The 13,737-nt window shown below is 67.0% G+C and carries 17 protein-coding genes and 1 pseudogene; 14 read left to right on the forward strand and 4 right to left on the reverse strand.

The features are described 5' to 3' along the window. Positions 1 to 79: 79 nt before the first annotated feature. On the forward strand, positions 80 to 976 hold the full coding sequence (locus tag ACFVUT_RS37305) for an NAD-dependent epimerase (RefSeq protein WP_389671142.1): 897 nt from the start codon (positions 80 to 82) through the stop codon (positions 974 to 976). Positions 977 to 1,017: 41 nt separating this feature from the next. On the opposite strand, the gene ACFVUT_RS37310 is transcribed toward ACFVUT_RS37305, so the two are convergent. Both ACFVUT_RS37310 and ACFVUT_RS37315 read right to left on the reverse strand, forming a co-directional pair. Continuing rightward, entirely contained in the window at positions 1,018 to 1,578 is a 561-nt protein-coding gene (locus tag ACFVUT_RS37310; protein ID WP_389661047.1) for a GNAT family N-acetyltransferase, read from the reverse strand. Then, positions 1,575 to 2,843, reverse strand: coding sequence for a Tat pathway signal protein (locus tag ACFVUT_RS37315; protein ID WP_389661045.1), 1,269 nt, complete (start codon positions 2,841 to 2,843; stop codon positions 1,575 to 1,577). The genes ACFVUT_RS37310 and ACFVUT_RS37315 overlap by 4 nt, the downstream gene beginning before the upstream one ends. A 171-nt stretch (positions 2,844 to 3,014) precedes the next feature. Here ACFVUT_RS37315 and ACFVUT_RS37320 point away from each other — a divergent pair, with 171 nt between their 5' ends. The 13 genes and pseudogenes from ACFVUT_RS37320 to ACFVUT_RS37380 all read left to right on the forward strand — a co-directional run bounded on the left by ACFVUT_RS37320 (position 3,015) and on the right by ACFVUT_RS37380 (position 13,030). Then, positions 3,015 to 3,458: an ATP-binding protein gene (locus tag ACFVUT_RS37320; RefSeq protein WP_389661043.1), complete on the forward strand. Its 444-nt coding sequence runs from the start codon at positions 3,015 to 3,017 to the stop codon at positions 3,456 to 3,458. A gap of 1 nt (position 3,459) precedes the next feature. Further along, positions 3,460 to 3,888, forward strand: coding sequence for an ATP-binding protein (locus ACFVUT_RS37325; RefSeq protein ID WP_389661041.1), 429 nt, complete (start codon positions 3,460 to 3,462; stop codon positions 3,886 to 3,888). After that, on the forward strand, positions 3,885 to 4,298 hold the full coding sequence (locus ACFVUT_RS37330) for a DUF6415 family natural product biosynthesis protein (RefSeq protein ID WP_389661039.1): 414 nt from the start codon (positions 3,885 to 3,887) through the stop codon (positions 4,296 to 4,298). The genes ACFVUT_RS37325 and ACFVUT_RS37330 overlap by 4 nt, the downstream gene beginning before the upstream one ends. 198 nt (positions 4,299 to 4,496) lie before the next feature. Then, positions 4,497 to 5,354, forward strand: a complete 858-nt coding sequence (locus ACFVUT_RS37335; protein WP_389661037.1) for an endonuclease/exonuclease/phosphatase family protein — start codon at positions 4,497 to 4,499, stop codon at positions 5,352 to 5,354. A 21-nt stretch (positions 5,355 to 5,375) separates the two neighbouring features. Next, positions 5,376 to 5,840, forward strand: coding sequence for a LuxR C-terminal-related transcriptional regulator (locus tag ACFVUT_RS37340; protein WP_389661035.1), 465 nt, complete (start codon positions 5,376 to 5,378; stop codon positions 5,838 to 5,840). Beyond that, on the forward strand, positions 5,837 to 6,316 hold the full coding sequence (locus ACFVUT_RS37345; RefSeq protein ID WP_389661034.1) for a hypothetical protein: 480 nt from the start codon (positions 5,837 to 5,839) through the stop codon (positions 6,314 to 6,316). Before ACFVUT_RS37340 ends, ACFVUT_RS37345 begins: the two co-directional genes overlap by 4 nt. A 1,541-nt stretch (positions 6,317 to 7,857) precedes the next feature. After that, positions 7,858 to 8,079 (forward strand): annotated as a pseudogene (locus tag ACFVUT_RS37350) (SUMF1/EgtB/PvdO family nonheme iron enzyme); the annotation flags it as partial. Between the two features lie 187 nt (positions 8,080 to 8,266). Then, the gene (locus ACFVUT_RS37355) at positions 8,267 to 9,091 is read left to right on the forward strand and encodes a sugar phosphate nucleotidyltransferase (protein WP_389661031.1); all 825 of its coding nucleotides are present in this window, start codon (positions 8,267 to 8,269) and stop codon (positions 9,089 to 9,091) included. Between the two features lie 92 nt (positions 9,092 to 9,183). Further along, a complete protein-coding gene (locus ACFVUT_RS37360) occupies positions 9,184 to 9,984 on the forward strand; it encodes a hypothetical protein (protein WP_389661029.1) in 801 nt (266 codons plus the stop codon). Between the two features lie 12 nt (positions 9,985 to 9,996). Next, positions 9,997 to 11,541, forward strand: a complete 1,545-nt coding sequence (locus ACFVUT_RS37365; protein WP_389661027.1) for a B12-binding domain-containing radical SAM protein — start codon at positions 9,997 to 9,999, stop codon at positions 11,539 to 11,541. Beyond that, positions 11,538 to 12,191 (forward strand): dTMP kinase, encoded by a 654-nt coding sequence (gene tmk / locus ACFVUT_RS37370; protein ID WP_389661025.1) that lies wholly within the window; start codon positions 11,538 to 11,540, stop codon positions 12,189 to 12,191. Before ACFVUT_RS37365 ends, tmk begins: the two co-directional genes overlap by 4 nt. Beyond that, a complete protein-coding gene (locus tag ACFVUT_RS37375; RefSeq protein WP_389661023.1) occupies positions 12,188 to 12,634 on the forward strand; it encodes an NUDIX domain-containing protein in 447 nt (148 codons plus the stop codon). The genes tmk and ACFVUT_RS37375 overlap by 4 nt, the downstream gene beginning before the upstream one ends. Positions 12,635 to 12,796: 162 nt before the next feature. Continuing rightward, the gene (locus ACFVUT_RS37380) at positions 12,797 to 13,030 is read left to right on the forward strand and encodes a hypothetical protein (RefSeq protein WP_389661021.1); all 234 of its coding nucleotides are present in this window, start codon (positions 12,797 to 12,799) and stop codon (positions 13,028 to 13,030) included. 85 nt (positions 13,031 to 13,115) lie between these two features. On the opposite strand, the gene ACFVUT_RS37385 is transcribed toward ACFVUT_RS37380, so the two are convergent. Together ACFVUT_RS37385 and ACFVUT_RS37390 are read right to left on the reverse strand one after the other, a co-directional pair. Beyond that, on the reverse strand, positions 13,116 to 13,370 hold the full coding sequence (locus tag ACFVUT_RS37385) for a hypothetical protein (protein WP_389661019.1): 255 nt from the start codon (positions 13,368 to 13,370) through the stop codon (positions 13,116 to 13,118). Continuing rightward, positions 13,367 to 13,609, reverse strand: coding sequence for a holin (locus ACFVUT_RS37390; protein ID WP_389661017.1), 243 nt, complete (start codon positions 13,607 to 13,609; stop codon positions 13,367 to 13,369). The genes ACFVUT_RS37385 and ACFVUT_RS37390 overlap by 4 nt, the downstream gene beginning before the upstream one ends. Positions 13,610 to 13,737: the final 128 nt, after the last annotated feature.

The following is a 13,737-nucleotide window of genomic DNA, read 5'->3' on the forward strand; positions in this document are numbered from 1 at the left end:
TTCACCCTGCGGTCATGGGTGTGGACATCAGATCACCTCGGACCGGTGCCGGGAACCACCCATCCGTGCCCCGACTCCGGTGCACGGAGCCCCCGGACGCGGCGATCCCTGCCGGGACGCCGACCACGAACAGGGCATCGCGGCGCAGCAGCCCGACCGAGCCGCGGGCCGCCGGATGCTGAATCAGGCGCCGAACCGGATCGGGTGCAAGGCCTTCCTGCACAGCCGGCGCGGCCAGCTCGGTGTCCAGGATTCGGGGTCAAGGCCCGACCTGCTCACCGAGGACTCGGAGGTCCTGGACGGGCCACCGGATGCCGACTCCGACTATGGTCGCCTCCCCGAGGGTTGGAACGGGCTGGACTGGTACTACGGACGGCAGAAGGCGGGCGCGGAGCGGGCCACAACCACGGCATTCGGCAATGACCGAACCGTGATTCTGCGGCCAGGAGTCATCCTCGGCCCCGGCGAGTACGTCGGGCGGTTGCCGTGGTGGCTGAACAGGGCCGCCCGCGGTGGCCGGATGATCGCCCCGGGAGCCCCTGACAAGCCAATCCAGCCGATCGACGTTCGCGACGTGGCCGCGCTCGCGCTCGACCAGGCCGCCACAGATCGGGGCGGGGCGTACAACTGCGTCGCGCCAATTGGCCGCGAGACGATGAGTGACCTCCTGACGGCCTGCGTACTCGCCACCGGAGGTAACGCCCAACTGATCTGGGCGCCCGACAAGATGCTCCTGGACCACGGCGTTCAGCAGTGGACGGAGCTGCCTCTGTGGCGCACGCACGCAGGCGTGTGGAGGATCGAGTCGACACGAGCACAGGCTGCGGGGCTGGTGTGCCGCCCGCTGTCGGAGACGGTGAGGGACACCTGGGCGTGGCTCCGCGATGGCGGGACGCCAGTGGAGCACCCGCGCTGGGCCGAGCACGGGATCACGCCGGAGAAGGAAGCTGTGATCCTGGCTGCGCTCGGCCGGTAGAGCATCAGGAATCTATCGCCAGCGGACTCCGGGCGCCAAGCCTAGTTCTCAGCCAGAGCGACCGAGCGCAGCATGACCGAGAACACGGGCGAGTCGGCAAACGGCTGTTGGTCGCCCAACTTGCGGTAGCCCCAGGCCTCATAGACAGCTTGGACGGCGCCGTCCCCATTGAGGGGATTGACGAGCAGCGTCACGCGCTCCTCAGTCCGGTGAGTCAGCCATGCCTCATGCAGTTGCCACGCAACGCTCCGACCCCGCCACGCCTTACGCACCACGATTTCGTTCAGCGCAACGGTGCGCTTCCCGTCTTCGGTCACCGAGTCGGCAGGCAGGGGCGTGAGCATGCTGCCCCACCACTTGGTGTCCGGCGCCAGGGTCGTTCCGAAGCAGAACCCGACGACGTCGCCATCTTCGTACCCCAGCACTGCCGACCAGCCGGGCCGGGATGCATACGCGGACAGGCGCTCGTCGAAGCGGTCCACGTCGTAGAAGGGCCCTGTGAGCCCGAAGTCGCGCTGGCGCACTTCCACGTGAGTATCAAGGATGTCCTGCCGGATGTCGGGCAGGTCCTCGGCGGTGTAGTGCACTACGTCGACCGTCACCGGGTTTCTTCTCCTTCGGCTTGGCGGTCAGCCCACTCGACCGCGATGGGGGACTTGGGCGCTGTGCGGGTCAGCCCCCGGCCAAACTGTTCCAGAAGATTCCCTGTTCGCCCAGCCATCCGTTTGCCCGGTGCAGGCAGGTGGGGAACCACTGTCGCGTAGGCCTGCTCAAGCTCGCCCTGGGCCAGCTGGCTGAGAGCGAGATTCAACCCGTAGTAGGTGCGGTTTCGGCGGTACTCCGGGCGTAGCCGCGCCAGAGTGCGATGCAGATGAGCTTCGCTCTCTGCGTGTTTCCCCAGCCGACCGAAAACCAGGGCGGACAGGCCATCCAGTTCCGCTCGGTCGAAGAACGCCATCCAGGGAGCACGTTCCTCTTCCCGGTCTGCTCGCTGGTAGGCCTTCTCAGCGACTTCCAAACTGCGCAGGGCCGGCATGGGGTCGCCGAGTGCGGACTGAATGCCCGCCAAGCGGGCGCTGGCGAGAGATCGAAAAAGGGGGTCCTGCCGACAGATGTGCTGCCTGGTACCGGCCTCGGCTGCGGCCAGGGCGTCGGGCAGGTGGCTTTGTTGGTAGGACAGAAGCGCGGCGTGGCCCCACAAGCGCATCTGCATCTCACTGCTCCCGGCCATACCTGCCAGCTTCATCGCCTGATTCAGATGGCCGCTCGCACGCTGAGCTTCCTGCGAGTCGACAGCCGCCCAGAGGGCGGTGCCGGTGAACGCGGCAGCAAGGTAGTACAGCCGCTGACGTACACGGGTGGCTGCATGGCCGACGGCTTGCAGATCGAGTGCGTGCTGAGCATGGGCGAGAGCACGAGTCTCAAGCTTCACGTTTATGCCCGACTCGTTGTCAGCCTGCACGAGGTCAACAAAGTTGCGCTCAAGGCGGTCGGCGTCGGACATGCCCACCCGCCGGGAGCCGTTCGACGGTGCGGATGGCAGCAGGGCGGCCGCCGCCAGGGAAGCGGTAGCAGTGGTAAAGGTGCGTCGCCGCACAGGGCCCTCCGAAGGTGCTCGTGTTCGCCCGGCAGGAGGGATGAAGCCCAGTTCCTCCGCGGTGACTCCGAATTCTTCTTCGAGTACGACCCGCTGTCTTGCCTGCGGCCACCGTGTTTTTCCGCTTATCCAGTTCCGGACATGGCGGTCGGTCAGCGTCCCAACCTGCCCAGTCAGGATCTCGATCCGCTGATTCACACGATTCGCTAACTCGTCTTGCTTCAGCCCAGCACGTTCAATGCGCGCCGCCAAGTGCGGATTCCCCGTCATGCATCCACGGTAGAGCTCCAGAGCACCCAGCAAAGGCGCAAGGTAAAAATTTCCGGTCGGCCGCACTGGGCCGGAAGCCGTAATTACCTGTCAGCGCTGTGTAGCTGCACGGTTACCTCTTATCGGAACCTCGCCGCAGTACCCGATGTCTCCTGGCCATCCAAGGACGCGATGACGATGACAGTCGTAGTGCAGGCCCCCGCCGCCCTCAACGTGTCCATTGAGCGGTGCCCCAGTCCGCTCTCTGATGGCCTTACCGACACGGATGCTGCCTGGCCGAGCTGCCTCCGCCGCATCGTCCGTGCGTGCCTGACCCATTGGCGCTCTCCCGGCCTCATCGACACCGCGGAAGTGCTGCTTACCGAACTGGTAACCAACGCCCTCCGCCACGACAAAGGCAACAGCATCAGCGTGCGCATGCTCCTGGACGGCGACCGCTGTGTCATCGAGGTGACGGACGGATCTTCCGACCGCCCTGAGCTGTGCTGCGCCGGACCCGACGACGAGGGCGGCCGCGGCCTCATTCTCGTTGACTCCCTTGCCGAGGCCTGGGGCGTTAGCCGTGACGGCACAACGACCTGGTGTTCCCTCCCTCTGACCAAAAGGACCCACTGAGATGCAACCCGCCGCGGCGCCCGCGCCCGTCTCGCGCGAGACGTGTCTGTTACTCCCAGCCGACCTCAGTGCGCTGACACTCGCCCGCATCGACGGTCGGACGCTGCTCTCACTTTTGTGCTGGCACGGTAGTCAGCACGCCGCGGTCGATGTGCTGTACGTCCTGGTGAATAACGCCCTGGAGCACGCTTTCACGCCTGGGGAGGCCGCGCAGGGCCTCGACGTCTGGTTGCGAGTCTCCTGGGCCGGCGAACTCCTCATCGACGTCACGGACCCGGCCTTCCCGGACTTCGACAGGGCCGCCGCCGGGGAGCTGGGGCGCGGCCTGTGGGGCGCAAAGCAGCTCGGCGCCTCCATCACTTACTTTCCCGCCACCGGCCAAGGCAAGACCGTGCGCGCCACCATGCGGCCAGGGCTGGTGCCAGCATGACGATCTCCCTCGCCATTCCGGTCCCGAAGTGGACGCCTCCGCTCGACCAAGACGGCCTGAGGCATGTCCTGAAGCGGATCACCGCCTGGTCTCCGCTCGACGTCGAGGCAATCTTTGACGACCTCGACACAACGATCGGCAACCAGCCGCCGCTGAAGGCCGCGACCCCAGCGCTTGTCGAACGCTTACGTAGGCATCTCAACAGGCTCAGCGCAATCGCGGTAGCCGACCCGACGTTCCCACCCACCGATGAGATGACGCAGCTCATCGAGCGGGGACGCCGTATGCAGGATGCACCCCTGCCAGCCGACCATCAGCAGGCCGTCGGGATGGCCCGGCGCATGGCGTTCGTGACCTCCGACCTCGTCGAGAAGCTGATCGAGGGTCGACATATCAAGGACGCCGAATGATGCCTCGACTCCACACACCTGCGCTCAAGCTCCGTGGGCGCGGCATCAGCCGTCACCGATGGCGCGCGCTCACGTTCGTAGTTGCCATCGCGTTCGTCATGGCCGCGGCATCCATCAAGCGCCACTGACGTCGCAGTACGCAGTACATCCGTCCTCTGCCGTTGATTTCAATCCGAACAGCCTAGAAAGGCGTTACAGATGCATCCGACACACGCGTTGGCCGGCGGCGAGCTCCCGACGATCCGGGTCGCCACGTACAACATGCTCGACGGCGGGGTGGACACCTCGTCCACCAAGCGCTGGAAGCAGCAGATGGAGATGCTGAATGAGGTGGCGCCGGACGTGCTTTGCCTCCAGGAGGCGAAGCACTTCGACGCTGGCCTCGGCCAGATGGCCAAGGCCACTGCTGACGCGTTAGGGATGTACTGGGAGATCGCCCCGTCTGCCAGTCATGGGTGCCACGTGATGACGCTGGTGCGGCCGGGCCGGGTCCAGTTCCGCGATTTCGAGGCGGACGTGGCCGAGGGGACGTTCCATCACACCGCGTCGCGCGCCGCTCTCGTGGCGCTGGACACGGGCTGGGAATTCGAGGTCATCGCCACACACCTGGCCCCGTTCTGGCCGGCCAAAAGGAGCGAGGAGGCGTCCTGGCTTACTGAGCACGGCAAGAAGGACAATGTCCTGCTCGTTGGTGATCTCAACAGCCGTGCGCCGGGCGATCCGGAGCCGGCTGACTGGGACTGGCTGCCGGCTCATCTGCACTCACGTCACCGCGTTCTGAACCAGGACGGGAGCTACGGGCCTTCAGACCGGCGCGCGTTGGCCGCTCTCTTCCACGCCGGGTTCCGTGACCCCGTCACCCACGCGCAGTTCCCGTGGGCTCAGACGGTCGGGTACTGGTCCGAGGAGGAGCGAGATGTCTACAGGTCGGACTACGTACTCGCCTCCGAGGGCATGGCCCATCGGCTGGTGAGCTGGGCCGTCGTAGACACGGCCGTCACCCGACAGATCTCAGATCACCTGCCCTGCTACGCGGACATCGCATCGGGCGTCTGACATCTACCAGAGGAGATTGCGGTGCCCACCGTGTCGACTACCCGCCTCACCCCACGTCAGCGCGATGTCGCGCGACACCTGGCTGACGGGCTGCACGCAGCAGAAGTTGCCGACGAGCTCAACCTGAGCCTCGCCACCGTTCGCCAGTACAAGACCGCTGCCGGGCATCGGCTCGGTGTCAGCGGGGCGCCTGCGCTGGTTGAGGCTGCATACGAGTCGGGAGATCTCGATCAGCCCGATCCGGATCCCGAGGCTGGTAAGGCACTGGCCTGCCTCCCCGATGTGCAGCGCAAGGTCCTTGCCCTGCGCGCCCAGGGCATGGGTGTTCAAGAGATTGCCGACCACCTCTCCCGGCCCGTGCACGTGGTACGCAAGGACGTGCGCGCCCTGATGGCAGCTCTGGGGGCCAAGACTCCCGCGCACGCCATCACCAGGGCGCGACAGCTCGGCCTCCTCGGAGTACCGAACGCGGGACGGTCGTCGTGATCGAAGTCGGCCTCGGCGACTGGCCGTACGACGACCCGCCCCCGCCTACGGTTCGCCCCAACCCGGGCGGTCGCCTCGCAGCTCTGCGCCGGAACTTCTACGAAGCGAGCCTCGACGCCAGGAGGATCAGCGGCCGGCAGGTCTGTGTCGCAACGTACGTACGGGCGCCAGACCGCACCACCATTGAAGCGCACCGCGGCAAACTCCTCGGCTATGCAGACCGCATGGGGTGGCGCGCCGCCCCACGTCATTTCACCGATGTGCTCCCGGTCGAGGCACAGTCGTCTCTGTCCGAGGCCGGTCGCTACGTAGGCGGCGGATACGCGCACGGCATCCTCATGCTCGGCCGGAGCTCGATGGCGTCCAGTGACGAGGAGTACGAGGCTCTACTGCACTGGCTGCATGCCCGATGCTCGTTCATCGCCTTCATCCCCCCGGCCCTCATGAGTAAGTCCCCATCAGCAACATCCCGCTGATCACGGGTGTGAGCCCCGGTCGCCCCCTCCCACTCCAATCGAGGGCGACCGGTCTGCCCAACGTTTCCCCCTGAGACTCCCTCTCCGGCTATCCAACTCCGCTCCCCCGCGGTTCGTAGGTTCAGCCGGAGAGGGCCCCCACCGCAGCACGTCCGAGGGGATGCGACGCAGCTGCGGTGGTTCCTGGCCTCACAGCTCGTCCGCTGCTTGCAGGACTTCACGGTCGTCGACCTGGACGACCTCACGACGCTGGGCTTGATTGCCTGAACGTCCTGGAGGGCCCATGTCCCGTCGCGTACGCCAGGTAGCGGTCTTCCTGATTGCCATGGCCTTCGTCATCACCGCAGCGTCCATCAAGCCCATGTAGCTCAGCACGGAACTTCGAGTCTCCTGGAGAATGAATGCTCACAGCTGGTCTCAAGGACATTGGCGCGCGGGTGGCCGCGCTCCACGGGCAGGGCGAGGAAAAGGGCCTGGCGCTCACGACAGCGCCGGTGCTGGCTCTGGGGATCTTCGAGCGCGTAGGGTCGAATTGGCTGTCCGACTCGTTACGTGGAGAGATGCCCCAGCACAACGAGCCGTTCCGACAGCAGCTCAGCAGGAAACATCCGCTGTCGCCGCGCGACCGAGTCCCGCTCGACTCGACCGATGGCGCATGGCTCGGGGATCTGGAGCGGCATCATCTGGCCTGTGCACTCAGCGATCTCTATGGGCATCCGCGACACCTGGTCAAGGAGACCAACCTCTTCTTCTCCACGGACACCGTGCTGACGCTCCTGCCGTACTCTCCGGCGCTGATCCTCACGCGCGCTCCGGTCGGCATAGCCTCCAGTTTCGCCCGCAGCCGCCTGTGGAAGCGCTGGCGGTACGGCGAGCGGTACGCCCAGGTCGCGAGCACCGCCCACACAGCGCGCTGGCGCAGCGAGTTCGAACCTCTGCTACCCCAAGATGACCCCGAGGAGCCGATCGCGCTGGGCCGCCTCATCGCCGTCAACGCGTTGCTGCTGGCCCGTGCGCTGGCTGGGCGCGACCGCACCATCGTTTCGTACGAGGAGCACGTCAAGGACCCTGCAGCGACGCTGGCCCGGATCGCTGCCCGTCTGAACGTCGCCCTGCCTGCCAGCCCACGACCGCGGCCCACCACCCCCGAGGCCGCGGACGCCACGTTCGCGACCAACGGGCACAAGAACGAACTCGTCGCCGGACTCGACCGTCGCACGGCGGAACTGGTGAGCGAACACGCCAACGCCACCTTGATCCGTGCTGCGCAAACGCTCGATCCGCAGGTCACCGCAACTGCTGCCGAATGGTTGGCCGGCGACGACCTGTACGAGCTGTGCGAGCCGATCGCACGCAGTCGCCCCACCGCACCGTCGGCAGCAGTCGTACAGAAGGCGCCGCTCCCCGCCTACTGCCCGGTGACCCGTGCGTCCTGGCGCAACACGCTGGTCACCAACGGTGAAATGGCCGACCTGCTCACCATGCTGCACGCGGCCGGGATGCCGAACGCTCAGTCCGGCACGAACCTCCTGCTGTGCCCGATGCCCCACGAGCGTGGCGGACGGCTGCACTTCGACCTGAAGCGGCAGCGCTGGCTGGTCAGCACCGGCTTCGAGGCGCACCCGGCGTACTGGGTCACCTGGGTAGGAGCAGCTGCCATGGCTGCATGGTCTGGGGCGCGCCTGCCCACACGAGCCGAAGCGATGGAAGCCACTATGGGCGCACCGCCGGCGTACAACTGCGACTACGCAGTGGGCGACGCATCCTCCGTCGTCGAACCCGGCCGGGGCGCCGGGCAAGTCCACCACTTGGTCGGGAATCTTCAGATCCGGTGCGGTGATGGCCCCGCCCTGAGCGAGGCGGAGCCCGAGCAGCGCTTGACGATGCCGGTCACACGTGTATGCATCCCCAGACGGTATCGCCCACCCACCCGGGCAAGGGGGAACACCAATGAATGTGCGTCCCACCGCGGTTGTCATCGCGGCCGGAGGACTCGGCACCCGCGTCGCAGGCTGGTCACCGTTCCTGCCCAAGGAACTGCGCCCGGTCCAGGGCCGCCCTGGCCTAGTTCACGTCCTGGAGGAGGTGGCCGCCCTCGGAGCCGATCGCGCCGTGGTGGTTCACCATCCGTACTACTCCCCGCTCATCGACTGGACCCGCCAGGTTCTCGCCCCCGGAGCCCTGGCCCGGTACCAGCAACTGGCTCACCAACCGGTCGGCCAGTACCCGCTCACCGAACGCATGCAGGTGGACTTCATTGCTCAGCACGGCCGCTACGCCGACATCACCTCCGCGCTCAACGGTGCCGAACACCTGCACACCGGGGATGTCTGCCTCGCCTTTGCTGACAACGTCGACCCGAGCCACACGGCCCTCTCCGAACTCATGGCCATCGCTTCCCCGCGCACCCCGGCAGTTCTCGCGGGACCGTTCAACCTTCAGGCCGCCAGCAACCACGGGGTGATCATCTGCGCCGGCACCGGACCGGAACGCACCATGGCGGGGCTGGTCGAGAAACCTGACCCCGTCCACGCCGCACAGCTGGCCGCCGAGCACGGAACGGACAGCCTCCGCCTGCTCCAGGGTCGTGTTCGACTGACACCTGAGCTGCTGCACTATCTGACCGCAATCGCGCGCCACACGGCCTCGGAGCCGAAACTGTCCCTCGCTCTCGCCGCCTATGCGCGCCATCACTCCGTGGGCATCGTCACCAACACCAAAACCATGATCGATCTCGGCGCCCCGGACACCGTCGAAATGGTGCGTTGCGAGTAAGTGATGCCGCTCTGCTTTCCGTAGTCGCGACGCTGAACCCACGTGACGCGAGAGGCTACGGCGCAACAACCGCACACCATGAGGAGTACCCCATGAGCATCCTGACGACCGATCACCCCGCCTGGATCGAGACCGAGGCCGGTGGCCGTGCGCGAGCCGTGCGCACGGCCACCGGGGTCTGGGTCCTGTCGTGGGACCGAGATGGCGTGCACATGAACTGCGTGGTCGGCACCGAGGACGTGAAGCCGGAGTTCGTCACCACCGATCCCGCTCGCCTGCCCAGCAGCGTCCCCGCCGGTCTCAAGGCGGCGCTTGATGATCTCGGTGTCACGCGGCGCCTCGTCAACCCGTGGCTGTGGGACGCGGTCACCACGGCGATCTTGCGTCAGGTCGTGCGCGCCGGGCAGGCCCGCAAGCTCTACCGGGCATGGTGCAAGACCTACGGAACCACCATCGACACCCCCTTCGGTGAGCTTGCCGTCGCCCCCACGCCCCTACAGGTGCTGGATCTGGGTGATGAACAGTTCGCAGCCGTCGGAGCCAAGTTCCACCGCAGCGTGCTGCAGGCCGCCGCCGAACACTACGAACTGCGCGCCGTCGACTGGCTCTGTATGGACGCCCCCGAATTGGCAGCCGCGCTGACGAGCGTGCCCCGCATCGGCCCGTGGACCGCTGCGGCAGCCGCGGCTGATGTCACCGGCGACTTCAGCGTCTACCCGCACGACGATCTCGCCGTGCGTACCTGGGCCGCGGAGATCGCGCCCGCCCATCCCTGGCCGGACAAGAAGGACAAGGCGTTCGGCCCGATGTGGACCGGCATGGCCGGTCCCGACCGTACTGCTCTGCACACGCTGACCCTATCCACGCTCACCTGGGGCTCTCATGCCCGCTGACCTGGAGGATCGATGCAGCAGTTATCCCTCATCTCGGGCGCTGACCCGGCGCACGCACTCGACGCCGTGTTCGTGAATGCACCACTGCGCGACTACGACCAACGGCCGCGCACCAACGACTACACGCTCCCCGTGCTCGGCATGGCCTACATCGCCACGTACGCACAACAGGCCGGATTCAACGTCGGTGTACTCGACGCCGAGGCACACGGGCTCGGCATCACGGAGACAGCAAAGCTCGTCAACGAGGCCCAGCCCCGGTGGGCAGCCATGAACCTCCTCGCCCCCACCTACGAGATGTCCGCACGCATCGCGGCCAGCCTCGACCCGGACATCGCCCTCATGGTCGGCGGGCACCACGCCAAGGCGATGCCCGACCGCGTGCTCACCGACCCGCGCATGGCCAACCTACGGGCCCTGGTCCTGGGCGAGGGCGAGCTGCGTGTCGCCGCGCTCCTGGAGGACGAACGGCGCCGCCGTGAACTGCCGCAGGTGCTGTGGCGGGACCGCCTGCTCGGCACCCGGGCAACCGGCATCCCAGCCGACAAGAAGCTGAGCGCACAGATGCTTGGCCCGGACATCAACGCCCTGCCGTACGTCAAGCGCGCCTTCCTGCCGCAGGACCCCTACCAGGCAGCGCCCACCGAGACCGACCGGCGCCTCGCGGTGAGCCGCGGCACCGAACTGCTCAAGGATGCTGCCCGCAGCGGTCACATGGAGGCGAACATCGTCGGCTCCCGCGGCTGCCCCTACAACTGCACGTTCTGCGGGGCCGCCGTCAGCGCCAACCCTGACGTTCTGATCCGCGTCCGCACCCCCGAGGACATCATCGGCGAGCTCGACCAGCTCCACGACGAGTACGGAGTGCGTGCCTTCCGGTTCGTCGACGACCTCTTCCTCGGCGTCGGCCGCGTCATCGAGGAACAGATGGCGGCCTTCACCCGGCACCGGATCGGTGAGCGCTACGTGTGGGACGCCACCGGCCGCATCAACGTCCTCGACCGAGTCTCCGACCGTGAGCTGGACCGGCTCGTCGAGAACGGACTGCGGGAGGTAGCGCTCGGAATCGAGTCCGGCAGCGACCGCATCTTGAGCGCGATGGACAAACGGATCGACGCCGAGATGACCGAACGTGTCGCCCGCCGCCTGGTCGCCCACGGCATCGGCGTGAAGGGGTACTTCATCCTCGGATTCCCCGACGAGTCCCACGACGACATCGAGGCGACCGTCCGCCACATCCACAACCTCTGGGCCATCGCCGACAGCAACCCCGGCGACATACGCGCGAGCGTGTTCGAATTCCGCCCCTACCCCGGCACCCCTGTCTGGACGACGCTCACCGACGCCGGCCACAACCCCGACGATCTCCTCGCCTACGGAGACGTCGACCTCACCGAGAACGGCGCCGACGAGTCCATGCGTCAGCGCGACGAATTCAACTTCAGCGTGGACATCCAGTTCGGTGACGTCCCCCTGGCCCAGGTCCGCTCCACCCTCGCCACGCTCACCCGCGAACAGCACGAGCGCAACCAGGGGACTCAGGGGGCTGCGGCATGACGTCGGAACGCGGACGGTTCATCACGCTCGACGGCCCGAGCGGCGTCGGGAAGTCCACCAGCATCAAGGCCCTGCACGACGAACTGACCGGCCGGGGTCTTGCGGTCCACCAGACCGTGGAACCGACCGCCAGCGAACTCGGCCGTTTCATCAGCGCCAACTTCGCCACCATCCGCGGACACGCCCTGGCCTGCCTCGTCGCCGCGGACCGGTACGAGCACGTCACACACGAAATCGAGCCCCGGCTGGCCGCAGGCGAAACGGTCATCACCGACCGGTATGTCGCGTCCACCCTCGTCATGCAGCAACTCGACGGCGTACCGCTCCCGTTCTTGCTCGGCCTGGCCTCGGACGTCCTGATGCCGGACCTCGCGGTCATCCTGACCGCGGACCCCGAACTCATCACCGCTCGGATAGCCGCGCGCGGCCCCCACAACCGCTTCCACCGAGACCCGACCGCACCCGGCCGCGAAGTCGTCCTCTACACGGAGGCCGCCCGGATCCTTACGACGGCCAGCGTGCAGGTGCTCGTCGTGAACACCGGTGAAGCCACCCCAACGGAGGTCGCTGTCGCAATCGCCGACGCAATCTGCGATTCGTCGATAGCGTCGACTACCTCAACGCAGTCGACCACATCTCAGGGATCATGACACCGGAACTACTCGCAGAACCCGTCATCGACACTCACGTCATTTTGCGTGAGGGCGACAAGCTGCTCTTCTCCCAGCGGGGCGGACCGTACGGACACGGTCGCTGGCACATGCCGAGCGGCAAGCTCGATCAGGGCGAGCCCCTGCGAGCCGGGGCCGCCCGTGAGCTGTTGGAGGAGACCGGCGTAACAGTCGACCCCACGCACCTGCGGATGGTGCACGTCGTGCACCACAAGCAAAGCGCAGAAGTGGAACGCATTGGCTTCTTCTTCGTAGCCACCCAGTGGAACGGGGAACCCGTCAACAGGGAACCGGAGAAGTGTCTCGGCCTGGAGTGGTTCAGCGTCCACGAACTCCCCGAGGACATCATTGAATACCCGGAGAAGGGGCTCCTCGGGTACCTGGAAGGTGACGGAGCGTTCACTGAACACGGCTGGAGCTGAACAGCAGAAGGGCCGGACTCCCCTCTGAGGGGAGTCCGGCCTGTTCGATGCAGGGCACACGCGGAGCACTGTTACCCCAGGTGAGGGCACATCTCGGGGACGCGCGTCCCATGACGGGCCCACTGAGCGGGACGGCTCACCGCGGGGCCTGCGATCCGCACTGTGGCAAAACCGAGTGATGAACTGATCAGACTGGCGCGGGCCGCTGCGGAGGCCAAGGACGAGGCGCTGAGCGGCCCCTACAACGCGGAGGCGTGGGCCCCGTGGCGTGAGACCTCACAGGCGTTCATGGAAGCCGTGACGGCGGAGGCGACAGCCTCAGAGCAAAGCCGGTACCAGCTGGAAATGGCTGCGAAGAAGGCCGCCCTGTCCCCAGAAACGGGCGAAGCGCCTTAGCGTCGGCGGACCGGCCCAAGGGAGCGCGGGCGGCGTTGCGGACGACCGGCAGAACCCCGCCCCGGAGCCGTGGGGCGGGGTTCAGTCATCGGAAGAGCGCGACGAGCCCCGTCGCTGCCCCAGCGACACCGGTCACCGCGGCGATCGATGGCAGCGGCCAGCGGGCACGCTCCAGAGCTGCGACCCGGTTTTGCAGGGTGTCGATGTCCGATTCAGTCGCAGCGGTCCGTTGCAGCGCGAGGTCGAGGCGGCCGTTCAGCTCGGCGAATCCGGTGCGGATCTCGCCGCGCATCTCGGCCAGTTCGACGGCGACCCGGTCGCCGCTGCTCGCCGGAGTCATGGGCGGGTCCGTACGGTCTCTGTGAGCCCCGGACCGTCGCCAGCCGCGGACGTGCTGATCGCGGTCAGCACCGCCAGAAGCGCCGCGCTGCCCGCGAGCGAGAGGTCCTGACCCCAGTCGACATCGACGACGCCGGCAGTGTCGAGGCCGAGCGTCGCAATCAGAGTCTGCGCAGCAGTCCGGACAGTTCGCTCGGCGGTGGCGAGCCAGAACCGGGACGAGAACGCCGATGCGCTCACGTCTCCCTGGTGTTGATGTTGACGTCGATCACAGCCCGCTCGATCGCGTTCTCGACCGCGGCGACGATGGTCGCGGTGTCCGCGCCCGTGCCGACCTGCCCGGCGAGTGCCGTGATCGCGGCGGTCTG

The sequence above is a fragment of the Streptomyces sp. NPDC058051 genome (assembly GCF_042885475.1).
In the GTDB taxonomy this organism is placed as follows: Bacteria; Actinomycetota; Actinomycetes; order Streptomycetales; family Streptomycetaceae; genus Streptomyces.